This is a genomic window from Marinomonas colpomeniae (genome assembly GCF_014803385.1).
Lineage (GTDB): Bacteria > Pseudomonadota > Gammaproteobacteria > Pseudomonadales > Marinomonadaceae > Marinomonas > Marinomonas colpomeniae.
Window position 1 is genome coordinate 14,194 of record NZ_JACYFC010000005.1, and the last position, 20,131, is coordinate 34,324.

Consider the following 20,131-nt stretch of genomic DNA (forward strand, 5'->3'; position numbering starts at 1 on the left):
ATTAAGTACGCTCCGTTTTGCTCAAGAACATATCGCGCATTGCACCACGAGGCACTTGCATTGGATACACATGTTCATCTGGATCTACGTAACAGTTAATGAAGACTAGGTTGTCTGTCATTGCAAACGCTTCTTCCATTTTGCTATCAAGCTCGTCTTTTGTTCGGATCTCAACATACTTATGACGATACGCATCCATAAGAATTTTGAAATCTGGCAAAGAGTCCATGAATGAGTTCGAGTAACGACCTTCATAATTCATGTCTTGCCATTGGCGAACCATGCCTAAATAACCATTATTCAAACATAATATTTTAACAGGCAAACCGTATTGTAAGCAGGTTGAAAGCTCTTGAATATTCATTTGAATACTGCCTTCGCCTGTTACACATACAACGGTTTCTTTTGGAAAGTTTAACTTCACGCCCATTGCAGCAGGAAGACCAAAGCCCATTGTTCCTAAACCGCCAGAGTTAATCCAACGATTAGGTTTATCGAACTTGTAATACTGAGCAGCAAACATTTGATGCTGACCTACATCAGACGCAACAAAAGCATCGCCTTTAGTTGCTCGCCAGCAAGCTTCAACTGCCGCTTGTGGTTTAATCTTGTCACTGCTCGTATCGTAGCGGCCACCATGAACAGCACGCCATTCTTCAATTTGCTTCCACCAGCTAACCAATGCTTCCGTATTAGAACTTTCGCCCTTCGTTAACGACAACATTTCTTCTAATACTTGAGTAATAGGGCCAACAATTGGAACGTCTGCTCGAATCGTTTTAGAAATAGCCGCTGGATCAATGTCTATATGGATGATTTTAGCGCTAGGGCAGAATTTGTCTGGATCGTTCGTTACACGGTCATCGAAACGAGCACCAACGGCTAGAATCACATCACTGTGATGCATGGTCATGTTTGCTTCGTAACTACCGTGCATTCCCAACATACCAACAAATTGCTTATCGGTTCCAGGATAGCCACCTAAACCCATTAGAGTATTTGTTACTGGAACATTAAGAGATTTTGCAAGGTTTATAAGTAGCTCAGATGCGCCACCCATAATCACACCACCGCCAGCATAAATAATCGGGCGTTTGGCTGCTAGCAATAAATCAACCGCTTTTTTAATTTGTCCGCTGTGGCCTTTTGTTGGTGGCGTGTAAGAACGCAAAGAGACCGTTTCAGGATAGACGTACTCGAATTTTTCACTCGGTACAGCCATATCTTTTGGAATATCGATAACGACAGGACCCGGTCGACCTGAATTGGCAATGTAGTAAGCCTTTTTCATGATCATCGGAATTTCTGAAGGGTGCTTAACGGTGAAGCTGTGTTTGACTATAGGACGAGAAACACCAATCATGTCAGTTTCTTGGAAAGCATCCTCACCAATCAGGTAACTCATAACCTGACCGCAAATAATCACCATTGGAATGGAATCCATGTAGGCAGTTGCGATACCTGTTACCGTATTAGTTGCACCTGGTCCAGACGTTACAAGTACCGTACCGGTTTTACCCGTCGCACGCGCATAACCATCTGCCATGTGCGTTGCCGCTTGTTCGTGCCTAACCAGAATATGTTTTACCGCAGTCTGTCGATGCAATGCATCGTAAATATGAAGTGCGGCACCACCTGGGTAACCGTAAATGTATTCAACTCCCTCATCTTTGAGAAAGCGGGCGATCATTTCACCACCAGATAATAACTCCACCTTGTTTACCCTCTATAGTATTCGTCTGTCTTTTATTTTTAATGTGGCTATTGTAACCGCATAAGACAAGCAGATTAAAGTTGATAGAACGATGTTTGCAAAACTAACTGAGGAAACTACTAAATAAGATACTAAAATAGGAGCACTCAAACGCAATAAATCGCAGTTTTTACACTGCCCGCGTCTTTTCGCGAGGATAAGCATGAGACAACAGTATTGCGTCATCTGATACTTGTGCTTAATCAGAATGAATCTGATTGAGATGAGCTAGTGGCTCATAAAAAGGATGCATCGACAGGGTGGCGTCGATTTATATAGGCTTACATTCTCGCTTTGCACCTTGTCTTTGTCAACACAAAGCACCTAGAACAACGATAAATACTTGCTCTAACCCACACTTCATGGTGTCATAGCCAAATAATTTGATAAGGAGTTTTAACATGGCTAATGAGCTCAACAAACAACGCGTTATTGACGAATTTTTACGCTGCTTCCGTAAAATGCTTATGGACCCTGAACTTGCTGGTGAATTGACTCGCATTGCGAAAGAAAATATCAATGAACCTAATGCTTACGAACGCATCGCTGAAGAAGTGTCGAGCCAAACGACATTGAAAATTCAAGAAGATCATACAGACGCTGATCGCATGTTCATCAAACTGTTGATGGATGTGGTAAAAGGCGACTCTCAGCTTTACTAATTCACGATCCTCCTCACTTGGTTGATAACACCAACCTAGTGAGGACTATTTCGGTATTCACTTGCTTCCTACGCACTTATCTAATCCAAATGATCTTCAAACACTCACCGATGACATAAAATCATGGGCTGTCGAATTTGGCTTTGCCGAAGCGCGTATTGTTGAGCCTGATTTAGCCCAATATAAGGATGAGTTTAATAACTGGATTGATAAACAATATCACGCAGGAATGGATTACCTAGCTAATCATGGTGATATGCGGTTTTACCCAGAACAACTTCACCCTGGCACCCGTCGCGTTATTTCCCTACGTATGCATTATTTACCTCAGTCAGTAGAAACAGTTGAGCGCTTAAAAACCAAAGAAAAAGCTTACATTGCTCGTTATGCCTTAGGCCGAGACTATCACAAACTTATTCGTAAGCGCCTTACTCAATTAGCTAAGAAAATCGAGCAAGAAGTGGGTGATCACGGTTATCGTGCGTTTGTAGACAGTGCACCAATATTAGAACGCCAAATTGCCGAGCAAGCTGGCATGGGCTGGATTGGGAAAAATACGTTATTACTTACTCCGAAAGCGGGTAGCTGGTTTTTACTGGGAGAAATATTCACTAACCTCCCTCTTCCTGTTGATAAACCAACTGAAACTCGACATTGCGGAAGTTGCACAGCTTGTCTCACACAATGCCCAACAGATGCATTTGTTGAACCTTGGGTGCTGGATGCTGGTAAATGTATTTCTTACTTAACCATTGAACACAAAGGCGCTATCCCAGAACCTTTGCGTAGCAAAATGGGAAATCGTATTTTTGGCTGTGACGATTGTCAGTTAGTTTGCCCATGGACTAAATTTGCGAAACACACGGAAGAAGACGATTTTCAACCAAGACATAATTTAGATTCTGCTGATTTGATTGAATTATTTGAATGGGACGAAGCAACTTTTCTAAAAAACACCGAAGGTTCTCCGATTAGACGAACGGGTTACGAGAACTGGCAAAGGAATATCGCGGTTGCCTTAGGTAATGCACCAACCAATAACGCAACCATTAAGACACTAGAAAACGCCCTCCCCCATGCATCCGATTTGGTAAAGGAACATATAGTCTGGGCGCTTGCACAGCATCATTCTTAGCAAGAGAACTAACAACTAAGATTAACCAATCCTATTCAGGAAGATACCTTAGTAACCCTTCTTGAGCGGTAGACGCGACCAGCTCCCCTTTTCTATTAAATATTTGCCCACGTACAAAACCACGAGATGCGCTCGTCGAAGGAGATTCTGCCACATAGAGCAGCCAATCATCTAAACGAAAAGGTCGATGAAACCAAATAGAATGATCTAAGCTCGCAATATTAAGATGAGGATTGCCAATTGAAATTCCGTGAGGTGTTAGTGCCGTTTCAATAAACCCATAATCGGTTGTATAAGCCAACATAGATTGATGCACTAATTCGTCATCTGGTAGTGCCGCTACGCTGCGAATCCACATATGACGTTTCGCAATACCTGGCCGTGGTCGAAAAGGGTTATGATTTTCAACGATTCGATATTCGATTGGCCTTTCTGCTGTAAACAGCGCCCTAACCTTGTCTGGAATTTCATCGGCATGTTTTCTATAAAGCGATAATTCAGATTGAAATGATTCAGGTCCAGGCACATTAGGCATAGTTTCATGATGATCTAACCCAACTTCTACTATGTGAAAGGATACCGTCATCACAAGAATGCTTTTGCCTGCTTGTGATGCTGTTACACGTCTTACGCTAAAGCTTCCACCATCACGAACTATTTCCACATCATATTCAATAGGGTGAATCGTGTCTCCAGGTCTAAGAAAATAGCAATGTAGGGAATGGGGAAACCGCCCTTCTACAGTTTGAGCCGCTGCACTAAGGCCTTGTCCCACAACTTGACCGCCAAATAATTTTGGATAACCAATGTCCTGACTCCGACCAATAAATTGGTTTTCTGAGACACGTTCCAATTTCAACAAATCTATCAGATTACCTACAACTTGATTCAACATGTTTCTCCTATGTTAAATAAAAACATCTGTATTATGGCGCCTTTTTTACGAGTGCTTTAATAAGAAATTCACCTAGATTGAAAATAGCATTAATAAATATTATTTAAATCTTTTTACTACTTTGCTAAATAGAGCGTTTTTTGCTTTGATAGTCACCTATCTTGCGAGGTGATTTTTTGATAACGGACGCTCTAATCGACCCATTTGGTCGAAAAATAGACTATTTACGCATTTCGGTTACCGATAGGTGTGATTTCCGCTGTACCTATTGCATGGACGAAGATGCTTCTTTTTTATCAAGAGAACACATCTTATCTTTAGAAGAAATAGTCCATGTAGCAAAAACCTTTATCGCTATGGGCACCAAGCATATTCGTATCACAGGCGGAGAGCCATTAGTCCGTAAAAATGTATTATGGGCTCTGGAACAAATAGCCAATACAGAAGGTTTAGAAGAGCTAACCATAACCACTAATGGCTCTCAACTTTCTAAAATGGCAAAAGACTTGCTCAATGCTGGCGTATCACGAATCAATATCAGCCTCGATACTTTAAAACGAGATCGTTTCTTAGCGTTGACACGAAAAGACAAATTTCAACAAGTGATTGATGGCATTGAAGTCGCTAGCCAGCTTCCATTTAAACGGGTAAAAATTAACGCTGTTATGTTAAAAAATCATAATGACGATGAGCTATATGATCTAGCCAAATTTTCACTCGACCGAAACATGGACATCAGCTTTATTGAAGAAATGCCCTTAGGCGCCATTAGTGACCATAATCGAGCAGAAACCTATTTATCCAGTGATGATGTCATTGATCAACTTAGTCAGCATTACTCACTAACCCCAAGCGATATTAAGACTGGTGGCCCAACACGCTATTACCATGTTGATGGGTCAAGTCACAAAATTGGCGTCATTTCACCTCATAGTCATAATTTTTGTGATACTTGTAATAGAATTCGGCTCACTGTTGAAGGCCGATTATTACTCTGCTTAGGCAACGAACACTCTAAAGATTTAAAAAGTGTTATTCGCAATACATCACCAAACTCAGGCGCATTAGAAAGCGCCATAATTGAAGCGCTTGCACTTAAACCTCAACAACATCACTTTAATCTAGATGAAGCCCCTCAAATTTTACGCTTTATGAGCGCAACAGGAGGCTAAATAAGGAACCCCATGGCTAAAACACCTACTCCATTTCGTCCATTAAACATCAGCGTTTTAACGGTTTCTGACACTCGAACCATTGCTGAAGACACGTCTGGTAATGCATTAATTGAGCTGCTAGAGGCCGCTGGACATACACTACAAGAAAGAACCTTAGTTAAAGACGATGTGTATCAAATGCGTGCCGTTGTTTCACAATGGATTGCAGACAAGGACACTCATGTTGTTTTAATTACCGGTGGCACAGGTTTCTATTCAAGAGACAGTACACCAGAAGCCATGATGCCTTTATTCGATAAAACCATCGAAGGCTTTGGTGAATTGTTTAGACATATTTCATACCTAGAAATTGGTACTTCAACCATTCAATCTCGTGCCGTAGCGGGATTAGCCAATCAAACGCTTGTTTTTTGCTTACCGGGTTCAACAGGTGCATGTAAAACCGCATGGAACGGCATCTTAGAGGAGCAACTCAACGCATCACATCGTCCTTGTAACTTTGTCAGCATGCTCATAGGTCCTTATGAATCAAATCAACACGAGGCTTAAACCGAATGTCTACATTACTTTCTTTTGACGATGCTTTAGAGGAAATAAAGCAGAAGGCCAGCGTTCGTGTTGCCGATCATTCAATTGGATTATCAAATTCGATTGGAAGAGTTCTGTCACAAGATATTGTTGCAGAGATTTTTGTACCTCCTCACGATAACAGTGCGATGGATGGTTATGCTTTAACCATTGAAGATTGGCAAGCGGGGAAGCAATTCACTGTTAGTCAACGCATTGCAGCAGGTCAGGTAACTCAACCACTAACATCTGGAACATGCGCGCGTATTTTCACTGGTGCAAGTATTCCCGCTGGTGCCAATACCGTTGTCATGCAAGAGAATGTTCAGCTTATTAACGGTAAAGCAATATTTGATGAACAACCCAAACAAGGCAATAACATTCGCCCTAAAGGCCAAGATATAAAAGCTGGCCAAACGGTGATAAAAGCTGGGGACAAAATCACCTCTATGCACATTGGCTTATTGTCTAGTCTTGGCATTACTGACATCAGTGTTTATGCACCATTACGTGTTGGCATATTGACCACAGGTGACGAACTGATTCCAGCTGGAGAACAACTACAAGCAGGTCAAATTTTTAATTCTAACGGCCCAATGTTGAGTGCACTAGTGACTCAAGCTGGCCATGAAGTCACTCGGTGTTTACACGCAAAGGACACACTTGAGGAGACAGAAACAGCTTTAAGAACATTAATGCTATCTTGTGATGTAGTCCTTTCATCAGGTGGTGTTTCAGTCGGTGAAGAAGATCATGTGAAAGGTGTGTTAGAGAAGCTTGGCACTGTGCATTTATGGAAAATTGCGATTAAGCCAGGCAAGCCACTTGTTCATGCAACATTAGAAGGCGTGCCTTTCCTTGGCTTACCGGGAAATCCAAGCTCGACACTCGTTACTTACCATTGGTTCGCTAGACTTTTATTGTCTATTTGTTCGGGCCAAAAAGCCGAGCTGCCTCAATCTTATCTTGTAGACGTCGGTTTTAACCGTAGTAAAACCATTCAGCGTGATGAGTTTTTACGTGTTTCTATTGGAGAGGATGGATTGGCATACGCTCACCCGCAACAAAGCTCAGGTGCCTTGCTTGCAGCCTGTGAGAGCCAAGGCTACCTACACATCAAAGCAAACACGCCAATTGAATACGGTTGTTCTTATTCTTTCTATCCTTTCTCTGGATTTTAATTTCATTCTTTTCCCATTACTCTTTTGGACTATAAATAGTGCACTAAATAAAATGTACGCTATTTATAGTCTCATCAGACGTCGAAAAAGGTGAGAAAACGAAGAGATATGAAGCAGACAAAACACTTAAGCGACTAACTCTCGAATCTCGGCAGACGTCATTCCTAACAAATACAAAATACCTTCTAGCCCTAAATTATTCATCGGGCATGGCGCTTGCTTTCTGACTAAAGGTTTAGCATGCAAAGCCACACCTAAAGCGGCATGATTCAACATTAGAAGGTCATTGGCTCCATCACCACAAGCAATCGTCTGTTTCCAGTCGACTTGTTGCTGCTCTACAATTTTCGTCAATAGCACTTTCTTACGCTCACCATCGACAATTGGACCTAGATGCTTGCCGGTTAATGCGCCATTGTTAATTTCCAGTACATTCGCATGAACTTCCGACATGCCATATTCTGCCTGTACACGATCTGCAAAATACGTAAAACCACCAGATAGAACAGCCGTATGCCATCCATAATGATGTAAGACAGCCATTAGAGTAGAAATGCCATCCATATGCTGGATTCTATTATAAACACCATCCATCACTTCACTACTCAGACCTTCAAGTAGCGCGAGGCGTTGAACAAAGCTTTCAACAAAATCAATTTCTCCACGCATAGCATTGGCCGTCACCGCAGAAATTTGCTCACCAATGCCAGCTTCCACAGCAAGCTCATCCATTACTTCTGCTTTAATAAGAGTTGAGTCCATATCAAACACAGCAACACCAGCTGTACGAATATCTAACATGCTGGATTGATAAATATGATCAATCCCAGTTTCATCAGCCAAAGCTAGTAATTCTGTTTTTATTAAGCTGTCATCAGCAACATTGTCTAGTGTTACTTGTGAAACGGTAATAGGATCTTTATTGTCTGTTAACAAACAAGTCGATCCTCTTAATCCGCGTTTGTCTAGCCACACATTAAATTGCTCTAAGTATTCAGGGTTCAAAGAACCAATAAGGGTAATACTGGCAGACATAAACACTCCTAATTCAATAAGACGCCTACTATAGCAAATCGTTTTCTTTTCGCTAAGCACCTGTTCTACTTTAAAGAATTCAGAAAACAGCCGTTATGATGTGTATACTTCAGTAATTGTTCGACGTCTTATCCCAAAGGAAGTGAATGGACACCCAACCAAAAACGAAGACCCTTAGTCCTTTTATACGCAAAAGGTTAAGCGCTTCAGTAATCATGATTACTACTTTTGTCTCATTGATGATTCTTACCGTATGCATTTTTTGGTACACAATGACCAATGCATTAGGCAATTACTTATCTCAACAAACTGAGGTTTTAGGCAGTAGCCTAGCTACTCAGGCTGCGTTTAACGCGACACAATCAATCCTAACTAATGACTTATTAAGCCTAAATGTACTGCTCAATCGTTTAGTTGTGGACGACAACATCTTAAGCGCTCGGGTCTACAACAAGAAGGATGAGCTACTCGCTGAAGCAGACAGTGGTTCCGCAGGAACTCAATCAGAACAAGACTTTCGTTTAAACGATAAACGTCGAGTATACAGCTCTAGCATAAAATTCAGAGATGAGATTGTCGGGCATGTACTTATCACGCTAGATAAAACACCTGCTCAAGCAACCTTACAGCATCTAAACCATTTACTTATTGGTGTCGCCATTTTCATCTGTGCGATTGCCTTGCTGGTTATCACCTTAGTCACAAAATGGCTATTTAACCCAATCAGCCAAGCAGCGAACGCTTTAGTCTCTTATACTTTAGGTCATGAAATTTCTTCTATTACAGCACCTATGTATAAAGAAGGCAGAGAGGTATGTGATGCTGTGTCTAAGATCCAACATATAAAACGACCGAAAAAGGCATTAACTAAGCCTGTTGAAGCATCACTTAAAACCGATTTATTAAGTACAGAGCAATTAGGTACAAACGATCTAACAGAGACAAAAACTCCAACAGAAGCGCAATTTGAAATTAACTTTGATGCTATTTTTGAAGAGTCAAAACAACGCAGCTGTATTCTTTATTTTGATATCCTTAATCTAGAAAAATGGCATGAGGGTATGACACCTCTGCAAGTCTCTAACTTATTAACGCCTATATATAGAGCTATATTCCAAGCGAGTGAAGCCTACCTAGGACAAGTACATCAATATAAAAATGATTCCGCCATCATCTTATTCAGCGCCATCAATAGTGAAGATAACCTTTATATAGATGCCGTCAGCACTGCTCAATTATTTTTAGGATTAATAGACAAGTTATTAGAGAATGAGCTTTACGCGGATACGCCAAAACTAAACTTCCATTTAGGACTTCACCAAGGCAATACCAATGTTACTCATATGGTAAAAGAAGATACTTTTGAACCTGAAAAAATAGAAACGCTAATACAGAATATAGTTCAAATGAGCCAGTCAGAAAGTATCAACAAACTAGTTATTAGTAATGACATTTTTACATTACCACATATACAAAATCGCGTTTTTTCTGGTCTTCCTGAAATAATAGAAGTGGAAGATAAAGAGATTTTGGCTTATGAAGTCAAAGGTATGTCGGACAAATATAAGAAACAAATTCAACAACATATCAGTCAAATTGTAGGTTCTGAAGAATAAAGACTAGTTATAAAAAAACCCGTCGGACGGGTTTTTTTATAACTAATCAATAACAATTCATTAGCTATCTAAACTAATGACATCATCTAGTGAAAGGCCTTCTTTGTCCATTATCAAACGCAGCTTGCGCAGTGCTTCCACTTGAATTTGACGTACACGCTCTCTCGTTAATCCAATCTCTGCACCGACATGTTCGAGAGTACTAGCTTCGTGTCCTCGTAAGCCAAATCGACGAGTAATAACATCACGTTGCTTATCACTCAACTCATCAAGCCAATGTTCTATACCTTGAAGTACATCACCGTCTTGTCGATCTGCTTCTGGGCCTTGATGAATATCGTCTGCTAAGACCTCTACAAGGCTCTTATCGTTGTTTTCCCCACCGAACGTAGCATCTATAGAGCTGACACGCTCATTCAGTCGAAGCATCTTTTGAACGTCTTCAACTGGGCAGTCAAGCATATCTGCAATTTCTTCAGGGCTTGGCTCGTGATCCAATTTTTGAGTTAATTCTCGTGCGGCCCTTAAATATACATTGAGCTCTTTCACTACATGGATAGGCAAACGAATCGTTCTAGTTTGATTCATGATGGCGCGCTCAATGGTTTGTCGAATCCACCAAGTAGCATAGGTTGAAAAGCGGAATCCGCGCTCTGGGTCAAACTTCTCTACGCCACGAATAAGTCCTAAATTGCCCTCTTCAATAAGGTCCAATAAAGACAAGCCTCGATTCAAATAACGACGTGATATTTTGACAACCAAACGTAAATTGCTTTCTATCATACGTTTACGAGCTTTCTCGTCACCCTTAAGAGAAAGGCGAGAAAAATACACTTCTTCTTCAGCAGTCAATAATGGCGAAAAACCGATTTCACTCAAATAAAGTTGAGTCACATCAAGGTTTCTTCCTACATCTTCTTCTGCATATCTTGCGCTAACCGCCGATTCAAACTCTTCATCAACGCCTTCTTCATCATAAGCGCCAATCCGTGTGTCGAGATTAAAATCTCCTGCAGTGGGTACTTTAGTTATTTCTTTTTCCATGTTGGCTAATTTCATGTCCCCTCCTTAAAACGCTCATATCGCTTAATTATTTTTTGGGCAACACATTTAATGGGTCTATTGGTTGTCCGTCTCGACGAACCTCAAAATGAAGTAAAGGTCTATCCTCACCTTTACCGCCAATCACAGCAAGAGAATCACCTGCTTTCACATTTTGTTTTTCTTTGACTAATATTCGTTCGTTATATGCATAAGCACTTAGATAAACATCGTTGTGCTTCACAATAACAAGGTTACCGTATCCAATAAGACCATTACCTGCATATACGACAGTTCCGTCTGCTGCTGCCTTCACCAAAGCGCCTTCAGCGGCTCTGATATCTATACCTTTACTACTAACACCAGCATTTGAAAACCCCCTAGTGACACCACCGTCAACAGGCCAAGACCAATTCCCCACAGGTTTGTCATCTTTTGTATCTTTTTCAGCTACTTTTATTGGCTGTTTAGTTCTGCTTGGCAACTTAGTCGTAGTAGGTGTACTAGTGACTACAGGTGAGGTTGATCTAGTTGTTTTTGTTGAGTTATTTGACGCATTAGAAATAGATTTTTTCGTACCTAATAAACGAATTTTTTGCTTAGGATAAATAACATAAGGCGCAGGAATACGATTCGACTGAGCTAACTCTCTATAATCTAGACCATAACGAAAAGCGATAGAAAACAAGGTCTCACCACTCTGAACTCTATGGTATCCAGAAGCAGGAACCGAAGAAACTTTGGCACTACTGGAGTCATAAGTTCGGTTACTTTTGGTTGAATAATGGAGTACATCATAAGAACATCCAGTTAATAAAAAGCATAAAAAAACAAACCGACTTATTGGCCAAGTTAGCCTTGTTAAATCATGATATTTAAAGAATCTGTACAAGATAGTTTTCTACCCTAATAATCAGTTAACTGTAAATTATTTTTATTTGTCTTCATTTCGTAAAAATATGTAAGAAACAAGTAAAACGCTTAATAGCCCAATAAAAATACATACGATGGGATAAATGAAATCTGTCAGAAAATAGAAGTTAGGCATATCCCAAGGAAGTACTAAATGCTCCTGTAATGGTATTTTTTTATCTCCTACCACTCCCCAAACATCCGTTATTTTCCATGGCCAGACCTTTACTAAAGCACCCAACATAACACCTGTAAGAAAAGATAATGTCATTGACCTTACATGACGTAATAAATAGTTAAGTATTTTAGAGAAACTCAATAATCCAATTAAAGCCCCAATTGCAAAAACAATCATTACCAAGAAATCTAAATTCTTAATCGCTGATATTATGACTCCATACATCCCCATCATAAGCAGCAAAAAACTACCCGAAACACCAGGTAAAATCATTGCACAGATAGCGACCATACCAGAGAAAAAAACCATTGTGAGTGACGTATTCAGATGAACAGGTATCAACAAGGAAAGGGCCGCACCAATCAACACACCAATACTGAGAATACAAAGGTGACGCCAAGTAAAGCCTTCTATTTGATTAATTAAAAAATACGCCGAAGCCAAAATAAGTCCAAAGAAAAAGCTCCATAAATAAATAGGGTAAGTTACTAATAAATGGCTTATCAGACCTGCGAACAGGAATATACTAGTTAAAATCCCACCACCTAAAAACAGTAAAAAAGTACCATCGAAATGGTGCCATAATCCTTTTACATCACCTTTAAATAACATTTTCAAACTGTTTTTGTTCACGCCACTTAAAGCAGAAATTAATCGATCATAGACACCTAAAATGAAAGCAATGGTTCCACCAGATACACCGGGAACAACATCCGCAGCCCCCATTAATAAGCCACTCAAATATATTTTAAGCCATTTAGACATTTTCTATTCCTTCCAACAAAGGAACAAAGTGTGCAGACTCAGTTCCCAAACATTTCCAACGATCCCCCTCTTTACGCCAACAACCAATCTGCGGACTAGGGTGATCAATAGGCATAATCAAAATGCCCTGTTCTTTAAGGCAGCTAGTCAAAGCTAATGGAATTTTACTTGCCATTGCTGTAATGATAACGGCATCCATCTCAACTTTATGAGGCCATCCGGCTTGCCCATCACCAAATAAATACTCAACATTATTAACGCCCATTGATAACAGACGCTTTTTAGCTAATTCATGAAGCCACTCTTGTCGTTCAACCGTATGAACTTTATTAAAAAAATGCGCTAAAATTCGAGTTTGATAACCAGAGCCAGTTCCCACCTCTAAGACTCGGCCAAGCCGAGCATAGGTTAAGAGCCACTCAGTCATTCTTGCAACAGTAAGCGGTTGACTAATAGTTTGATTACGGCCGATAGGGAGTGGCGTTGCAGAATAAGCCAAATGTGAAAATGCCGATTCAACAAATTCATGACGAGGAAGGTTTGCCATTAATTCCAGCAGTTCAGGATGAGTCACTCCCTGCGCCTTGAGCTGATCAATCATTCTAGACGCTTTAGGTTCGGTATTTGTGACTAATCCATTAAGATCGTATTGGCTCATAATTTTACAGTTTCGGCCCATTGCTCAAGAGGTAATTGTGCGTCATAACACGTCATATCCGTATGTATAGGTGTAATAGATACATAACCATTTTCAATTGCACAAAAATCCGTACCATCAGAGACATCATGTGGTTCTGACAAGGCTCCAATCCAAAAACTTGCCAAGCCTTTAGGATGCTGAGCAGAAATAGGCGCTTGCGCTTTATGGCGATAACCTAGACGAGTTACCTGTATTCCCTTTAACTCATCGTAAGGTACATCAGGCACATTCACATTCAATAAAATACCAGTAGGCAAAGCCAGTGTATTTGAGTCTTTTAGCAACTGTATAACAACTTTGGCAGCCGTATCAAAATGTTGATTGCCGACTAAAGAAACAGCTAAAGCAGGACGACCTAAATGTCGAGCCTCCATTGCTGCCGCGACAGTACCAGAATAAATAACATCGTCACCTAGGTTTGCTCCATGATTAATGCCAGACACGACCAAATCTACGTGCCCGTCAATCATTCCAGACAAGGCCAAATTCACACAATCCGTTGGCGTTCCATCAACACGATAATGATGCTCAGCAACTTCAATAGGTTGCAGAGGACGAGTGAGTGTTAAAGAGTTACTAGCTCCACTACGATTACGGTCTGGAGCTACAACCAATACATCGTATATTCCTTGTAAGTGCTTCGCTAATGTTTGGATACCAAGGGCATCTAAACCGTCATCATTGGCGATCAAAACTCTCATGATGTTTCTCTGCTGCTTTGTCCGTAAAGTTGATCATTTCGCGTAGTATACTGGTCGCAAAACAGCCTTTTGTTAAAGAAAACTCAACAACTAACTGAGCTTTCTCTTCTGTATCGTTTAGCAATTCCCACGCCATATTCATTGGTACTAGGCGAGCCAATCGGCTATCTCTGGAAAGATCGAAACTATTTAACCCTTCTAGTAACCCTGCGCTCTCCAATAACGTATTTTTAATTGCCGCTTCACGCTGCGGACCCGTTCCCGCTTCCCAGCCTGCACTCATTAATGGCAGCACAGGGCTAATCTCTCCACGTATTACACTAAGATGAATTAAAGCCTCTATATTTTTGGCGCGAAACTGCTCATCTTTGCGCTGAAATTGTGCAATATCACCATCACATAAACGTGCCCACATACCGTTTTCAACTTGGTCACTTAAAGATTGGTTAAAACACCAAGAACGTATGGCTGACAACCAGAATGATTCTGTTTTAGATAATTTACGTCGGCTCTGGCGACCCTTCAGTACAAAAGCTTCACCGTGGTGTAAGTTATTTCCATTAATGCCAAAGCGCTGTGGACCATAATAATTTGGCACCCCACCCTCTTTAATAAGATGCAAACGAGCTTCAAGCTCATTTATATCCCCTTCAATTTCTCGTAACCGAATTAAAAAACGATTGGCAAAGTGCGTACCCATACGAAGTTTTTTAGAATGTCGTACTTGCATAACAATTCGAACACTTTCAGGCTCTCTAAACGCTTCTTCAAGATTTGAAAAATCAGGTTCTTTATTCAAAACATGTAAACAGAACCATTGACGAGTGCAGGCGTGGCGATCTTTAACACCACTATAGGTTACCTTTTCAGGAGGTATACCTGCTACTTGCGCTAATCGCTTTGCTAGAAAGTCTGTATTCACACCCGCTTTTTCAACAAATACAAAGCAAAACTCACCTTTTCCATCAGGCTCAAAACCTAATTGCTCTTCTACATAAAAGTCTTGTACGTAGGTTTTCAGGTCCCCTGTGATAGCAGGCTTAGACCAAGCGTATCGCCATTCAGTATTCATACTTCACCTTGGCTAAAGAGCCCCTGATTCAAGGGAGCTTCATTAAAGTTATCCGGTTTAAAAATCAGCGCGACAGCCTCAACAGCAATACCTTCCTTACGACCTATAAAACCAAGCTTCTCTGTTGTCGTTGCTTTGACATTAATTGCACTAATATCGACCTTCAAGTCTTCGGCTATGTTAGCTCGCATAGAGTCAATATACAGACGCATCTTAGGTGCTTCGGCGATAATAGTGACATCTACGTTGCCAACAATAAAACCTAACGAAGCCACTTCTGTATAAGCAAGTTTCAATAAAATTCGACTATCTGCCCCTGAAAACGAAGCATCAGTATCCGGAAAGTGTTTTCCAATATCACCTAAAGCAGCAGCACCTAGCAAAGCATCAGTTAACGCATGTAATACGACATCACCATCAGAGTGAGCAATCAAACCTTGTGTATAAGGGATAGAAACACCACCTAAGACTATATGATCGCCCTCACCAAACTTGTGAACATCAAAACCATGGCCGATTCGAAATGGCATCATCATAACTACTCCTGTGCGATCAATTGCGCTTATTTATCTGAATTTATGCCTATATTCAGATCAGAATGAAACAGATAAGAAAAAAGAGCTTCAGCAATAAGCAGGTCTTCTGGCAAAGTCACTTTAATATTACTACTTTCACCCATTAAAAAATCAGGATGACAGCCAATATACTCCATGGCTGAACACTCATCCGTAATAGTGACATTATCTATTTTAGTCTGTTCTAAAGCGGCTAAAAGCTTACCTAAAGAAAACTTTTGTGGCGTTTGAGCTAACCATATTAAATTTCTGTCTAACGTTTTTTCGACAGTCTGATACCCTGACCGTTGAAGTTTAACAGTATCTCTCGCCGGCATAGCTAAAAGCGCACCTTGGGGAGAGTTATGGAGAATAATTTGATCTAATGCACCCTGAGTAAGTAAAGGTCTAGCAGCATCATGCACCAGTACATCTTGCTCTTTAACACCTGTCTTCTCAAGCAACCACTGTAGCCCTTTTTGAACGGTATCACTGCGCTCTTTGCCACCAGAAAAAGTGTGAATAGAATCATGCTGGTGCCATTTTGACTCTGGCCAATAAGAATCTTCTTTACTAATACCAATTGCCACGCCAGCAATTAATGGGTGAGTTATAAAAATAGCAATGGTTCGATCTAAAATACTTTGCCCAGCAAGCGATAAATATTGTTTAGGACAATCAGCTTGCATACGCTGACCAACTCCCGCCGCAGGAATAATTACCCACAAAGGCCGAGTCATTGCTTATTCACCATACGATAAAAGACTTCGCCTTCTTTTACATATTGAAGTTCGGTGCGAACATGCTCTTCCACAGCTTCTTTTCCAAGTCTAAGGTCTTCAACCTGGGCTCTAAGAGCATCATTGCGATGTCTCAAACGCTGATTAATTCGTTCTTGATAGGCAATTTGCTTCGCTAATTCTTCTTGTCGTTTTATCCCCTGATCACCGAAGTACAAGTGATAGGCCTGATAACCAATAACACAAACAAAAAAGGCTAATAACAAACGCGCCATAAGATCCTCAATGACCTAAAAAAAGATTATCTATTATTAAAGAAATCAGGTTAAAAAAATATAAAAAAAGGGAGAACCAAGTTCTCCCTTTTTCAAATCAAGCTAATATTACGCTTGACCTTTCACTTCTTTAAGACCGTTATAAGGTGCTTTTGAACCTAACGCTTCTTCGATACGTAGAAGTTGGTTGTACTTAGCAACACGATCAGAACGACTTAATGAACCAGTTTTGATTTGGCCAGCAGCGGTACCAACAGCTAAGTCAGCAATTGTTGAATCTTCAGTTTCACCAGAACGATGAGAAATAACAACCGTGAAACCAGCGTCTTTAGCCATTTTGATTGCAGCTAACGTTTCAGTTAAAGAACCGATTTGGTTAAACTTGATTAAGATTGAGTTAGCAATACCGTTGTCGATACCACGTTTAAGAATCTTAGTGTTTGTTACGAATAGATCGTCACCCACTAATTGGATTTTATCACCCATTAGTTTAGTTTGGTGTGCGAAACCATCCCAGTCAGACTCGTCAAGACCATCTTCGATAGAAACGATTGGGTATTTGTTAGTAAGATCTTGTAAGAAGAAGTTGAATTCTTCTGAAGTGAATTTTTTACCTTCACCTTTAAGATCGTAGATATTTGCTTCTTTGTCGTAGAACTCAGATGCAGCACAATCCATCGCTAAAGTGATGTCTTTACCTAATACGTAACCCGCATTTGCAACTGCTTTTTCGATTGCAGCAAGTGCAGCTTCGTTAGACTCAAGATTAGGAGCAAAACCACCTTCATCACCAACAGCCGTTGAGTGACCGTCAGCTTTAAGTACTTTAGCTAGGCTATGGAATACTTCAGCCCCCATGCGTAGACCTTCACGGAAGTTAGCAGCGCCAACAGGTTGGATCATGAATTCTTGGATATCTACAGAGTTATCAGCATGCTCGCCGCCATTGATGATGTTCATCATTGGAAGAGGCATAGAGTAAACACCAGGTGTACCGTTTAAGTCAGCAATATGAACGTAAAGAGGCACTTTCTTAGAAATTGCAGCCGCTTTAGCTGCAGCTAAAGAAACCGCCAAAATAGCATTTGCACCAAATTTAGCTTTGTTTTCAGTACCGTCTAGGTCGATCATGATCTGATCAAGCTCAGCTTGCGCCAATGCATCTTTACCAGTTAGGGCTTCAGCAATTGGGCCATTTACAGCAGCAACCGCTTTAAGAACACCTTTACCTAAATAACGCGCTTTGTCTCCATCACGTAATTCAAGAGCTTCACGAGAACCAGTAGATGCACCAGAAGGTGCTGCAGCCATACCGATAGAACCATCAGCAAGATGAACTTCAGCTTCTACCGTTGGGTTACCACGTGAATCCATGATTTCACGGCCTTTAACTTGAACAATCTTACTCATACTAAACCTCTTTAAATATATGAAGATTCACAAACAGTTTGTTTGTTTAACCTATTTTTCTTTTCCTGCATATTGCAATGCTGCATGAACGAAAGCACTAAATAAGCCATGTCCATGCCTAGGAGTTGAAGTGAACTCTGGATGGAACTGACAAGCAACAAACCAAGGATGATCTGCAATTTCTACCATTTCAACCAAGGTATTATCTTCTGAACGACCAGAAATCGTCAAACCTGCCTCTTCCAATCCAGCAACATAGAAATTATTTACTTCATAACGATGACGATGACGCTCTTTAATGACGGTTTCACCGTAAGCTTCAAAGGCTTTAGTTCCCTCCGTAAGATTACAGTTCTGCGCGCCAAGGCGCATTGTGCCACCTAGGTCAGATTGCTCTGAACGAATTTCCTTAGAACCTTCGGTGTTCGTCCATTCGGTAATCAATCCAACAACTGGGTTTTCTGCTTTGAAATTAAACTCTGTACTGTGAGCACCAGATAAGTTTGCTACATTTCGTGCAAATTCAATCACAGCTACTTGCATACCCAAACAGATACCTAAGTAAGGCACTTTGTTCTCACGAGCATATTGAGCCGTTAAGATTTTACCTTCAACACCTCGCTCACCGAAACCGCCAGGAACCAAAATAGCGTCCATGCCTTTCAGACACTCAGTTCCATTTTCTTCAATACTTTCTGAATCAATGTAATGAAGCTTCACTTTAGTACGAGCATGAATTCCAGCATGATCCATTGCTTCGATCAAAGATTTATAAGCATCCAACAACTCCATGTATTTACCAACCATGGCGATATTAACTTGCTTCTCTGGATTCAGTTTCGCTTGTGTCACTTTATTCCAAATATCCAGATTTGGCATATCACAATCTAAATTAAAGTATTCGACGATCAAGCTATCTAAGCCTTGGTCATTCAGCATTTGAGGAATACGATAAATAGTATCTGCATCTGGGAGAGAAATTACAGCGCGCTCTTCAACACTAGTAAACAAGGCGATTTTCTTACGTTCTGGTGCTTCAATAGACACCTCAGAACGACAAATAAGAATATCTGGCTGGATACCAATTGAACGAAGCTCTTTTACAGAGTGCTGAGTGGGTTTGGTTTTGGTTTCACCGGCGGTACGAATGTAAGGAACCAAGGTCAAATGCATGAATAAAGCACGACGTGCACCCAACTCGACTTTTAGCTGACGAATAGCTTCTAAGAAAGGTTGTGACTCGATGTCACCAACTGTACCGCCAATTTCAACCAAAGCAACATCAGAACCTTCGGCACCAGAAATAATACGTCGTTTGATTTCATCAGTAATATGAGGAATAACCTGAACAGTACCACCGAGATATTCACCACGACGTTCTTTTCTCAGAACATGCTGGTAAACACGACCGCTGGTAAAGTTGTTACGCTTGCCCATTTTAGTAGAAATGAAACGCTCATAATGGCCAAGATCTAGATCGGTTTCAGCACCATCTTCTGTAACGTACACTTCACCGTGCTGGAAGGGACTCATGGTACCTGGATCAACGTTAATGTACGGATCCAATTTCAACATGGTGACTTTTAGTCCACGAGATTCAAGGATAGCCGCCAAAGATGCCGCTGCCAAGCCTTTACCAAGAGATGAAACTACACCGCCTGTAACGAAAATATATCGTGTCGCCATGAGTGTTTAACCCGCCTTAAAGTAGAAATAATGAGATTTGAAGAGGTATAAAAACACGCCTTCAGACGGGGGGAAATA

General features: G+C 40.8%; 20 protein-coding genes. 6 read left to right on the forward strand and 14 right to left on the reverse strand.

All coding sequences use genetic code 11. The features are described 5' to 3' along the window. Position 1: 1 nt before the first annotated feature. The gene (locus IF202_RS14375; RefSeq protein ID WP_191595610.1) at positions 2-1,714 is read right to left on the reverse strand and encodes an acetolactate synthase 3 large subunit; all 1,713 of its coding nucleotides are present in this window, start codon (positions 1,712-1,714) and stop codon (positions 2-4) included. Positions 1,715-2,154: 440 nt separating this feature from the next. Between IF202_RS14375 and IF202_RS14380 the strand changes: the two genes are divergently transcribed. Beyond that, positions 2,155-2,415: a hypothetical protein gene (locus IF202_RS14380; protein WP_191595611.1), complete on the forward strand. Its 261-nt coding sequence runs from the start codon at positions 2,155-2,157 to the stop codon at positions 2,413-2,415. A 61-nt stretch (positions 2,416-2,476) separates the two neighbouring features. Then, positions 2,477-3,550, forward strand: a complete 1,074-nt coding sequence (gene queG, locus IF202_RS14385; RefSeq protein ID WP_191595612.1) for a tRNA epoxyqueuosine(34) reductase QueG — start codon at positions 2,477-2,479, stop codon at positions 3,548-3,550. A 31-nt stretch (positions 3,551-3,581) separates the two neighbouring features. Here queG and IF202_RS14390 read toward each other — a convergent pair whose 3' ends face one another. Further along, positions 3,582-4,445: an acyl-CoA thioesterase domain-containing protein gene (locus IF202_RS14390; RefSeq protein WP_456238049.1), complete on the reverse strand. Its 864-nt coding sequence runs from the start codon at positions 4,443-4,445 to the stop codon at positions 3,582-3,584. Between the two features lie 176 nt (positions 4,446-4,621). Between IF202_RS14390 and moaA the strand changes: the two genes are divergently transcribed. The 3 genes from moaA to IF202_RS14405 are packed head-to-tail and all read left to right on the forward strand — an operon-like array spanning position 4,622 to position 7,368. Further along, positions 4,622-5,617 (forward strand): GTP 3',8-cyclase MoaA, encoded by a 996-nt coding sequence (gene moaA, locus IF202_RS14395; protein WP_191595613.1) that lies wholly within the window; start codon positions 4,622-4,624, stop codon positions 5,615-5,617. Positions 5,618-5,629: 12 nt separating this feature from the next. Next, the gene (gene moaB, locus IF202_RS14400) at positions 5,630-6,169 is read left to right on the forward strand and encodes a molybdenum cofactor biosynthesis protein B (RefSeq protein ID WP_191595614.1); all 540 of its coding nucleotides are present in this window, start codon (positions 5,630-5,632) and stop codon (positions 6,167-6,169) included. A 5-nt stretch (positions 6,170-6,174) separates the two neighbouring features. Continuing rightward, positions 6,175-7,368, forward strand: a complete 1,194-nt coding sequence (locus IF202_RS14405; protein WP_191595615.1) for a molybdopterin molybdotransferase MoeA — start codon at positions 6,175-6,177, stop codon at positions 7,366-7,368. Between the two features lie 126 nt (positions 7,369-7,494). On the opposite strand, the gene serB is transcribed toward IF202_RS14405, so the two are convergent. Beyond that, positions 7,495-8,403 carry a phosphoserine phosphatase SerB gene (gene serB / locus IF202_RS14410; RefSeq protein ID WP_191595616.1) on the reverse strand — a complete coding sequence of 303 codons (909 nt, stop codon included), beginning with the start codon at positions 8,401-8,403 and terminating at the stop codon, positions 7,495-7,497. Positions 8,404-8,549: 146 nt separating this feature from the next. On the opposite strand from serB, the gene IF202_RS14415 reads away from it, so the two are divergent. Then, a complete protein-coding gene (locus tag IF202_RS14415) occupies positions 8,550-10,019 on the forward strand; it encodes an AhpA/YtjB family protein (protein WP_191595617.1) in 1,470 nt (489 codons plus the stop codon). Between the two features lie 60 nt (positions 10,020-10,079). Here IF202_RS14415 and rpoS read toward each other — a convergent pair whose 3' ends face one another. The 11 genes from rpoS to IF202_RS14470 all read right to left on the reverse strand — a co-directional run bounded on the left by rpoS (position 10,080) and on the right by IF202_RS14470 (position 20,053). Continuing rightward, positions 10,080-11,078 (reverse strand): RNA polymerase sigma factor RpoS, encoded by a 999-nt coding sequence (gene rpoS / locus IF202_RS14420; protein WP_191595618.1) that lies wholly within the window; start codon positions 11,076-11,078, stop codon positions 10,080-10,082. Between the two features lie 31 nt (positions 11,079-11,109). Next, positions 11,110-11,952, reverse strand: a complete 843-nt coding sequence (locus IF202_RS14425; RefSeq protein ID WP_206705513.1) for a peptidoglycan DD-metalloendopeptidase family protein — start codon at positions 11,950-11,952, stop codon at positions 11,110-11,112. Between the two features lie 42 nt (positions 11,953-11,994). Next, positions 11,995-12,915, reverse strand: coding sequence for a DUF368 domain-containing protein (locus IF202_RS14430; RefSeq protein WP_191595619.1), 921 nt, complete (start codon positions 12,913-12,915; stop codon positions 11,995-11,997). Beyond that, positions 12,908-13,573, reverse strand: coding sequence for a protein-L-isoaspartate(D-aspartate) O-methyltransferase (locus IF202_RS14435; RefSeq protein ID WP_191595620.1), 666 nt, complete (start codon positions 13,571-13,573; stop codon positions 12,908-12,910). The genes IF202_RS14430 and IF202_RS14435 overlap by 8 nt, the downstream gene beginning before the upstream one ends. Further along, positions 13,570-14,316, reverse strand: a complete 747-nt coding sequence (surE, locus tag IF202_RS14440) for a 5'/3'-nucleotidase SurE (protein ID WP_191595621.1) — start codon at positions 14,314-14,316, stop codon at positions 13,570-13,572. The genes IF202_RS14435 and surE overlap by 4 nt, the downstream gene beginning before the upstream one ends. Next, on the reverse strand, positions 14,294-15,388 hold the full coding sequence (gene truD, locus IF202_RS14445) for a tRNA pseudouridine(13) synthase TruD (RefSeq protein ID WP_191595622.1): 1,095 nt from the start codon (positions 15,386-15,388) through the stop codon (positions 14,294-14,296). Before truD ends, surE begins: the two co-directional genes overlap by 23 nt. Then, positions 15,385-15,921, reverse strand: a complete 537-nt coding sequence (ispF, locus tag IF202_RS14450) for a 2-C-methyl-D-erythritol 2,4-cyclodiphosphate synthase (RefSeq protein WP_191595791.1) — start codon at positions 15,919-15,921, stop codon at positions 15,385-15,387. Before ispF ends, truD begins: the two co-directional genes overlap by 4 nt. Before the next feature lie 29 nt (positions 15,922-15,950). Beyond that, entirely contained in the window at positions 15,951-16,682 is a 732-nt protein-coding gene (gene ispD / locus IF202_RS14455; RefSeq protein WP_191595623.1) for a 2-C-methyl-D-erythritol 4-phosphate cytidylyltransferase, read from the reverse strand. Then, complete coding sequence (locus IF202_RS14460; protein WP_191595624.1) at positions 16,679-16,957, reverse strand: FtsB family cell division protein; 279 nt, start codon at positions 16,955-16,957, stop codon at positions 16,679-16,681. Before IF202_RS14460 ends, ispD begins: the two co-directional genes overlap by 4 nt. Before the next feature lie 108 nt (positions 16,958-17,065). Continuing rightward, positions 17,066-18,367, reverse strand: coding sequence for a phosphopyruvate hydratase (gene eno / locus IF202_RS14465; protein WP_191595625.1), 1,302 nt, complete (start codon positions 18,365-18,367; stop codon positions 17,066-17,068). A gap of 51 nt (positions 18,368-18,418) precedes the next feature. Continuing rightward, positions 18,419-20,053 carry a CTP synthase gene (locus tag IF202_RS14470; RefSeq protein ID WP_191595626.1) on the reverse strand — a complete coding sequence of 545 codons (1,635 nt, stop codon included), beginning with the start codon at positions 20,051-20,053 and terminating at the stop codon, positions 18,419-18,421. Positions 20,054-20,131 lie beyond the last annotated feature (78 nt).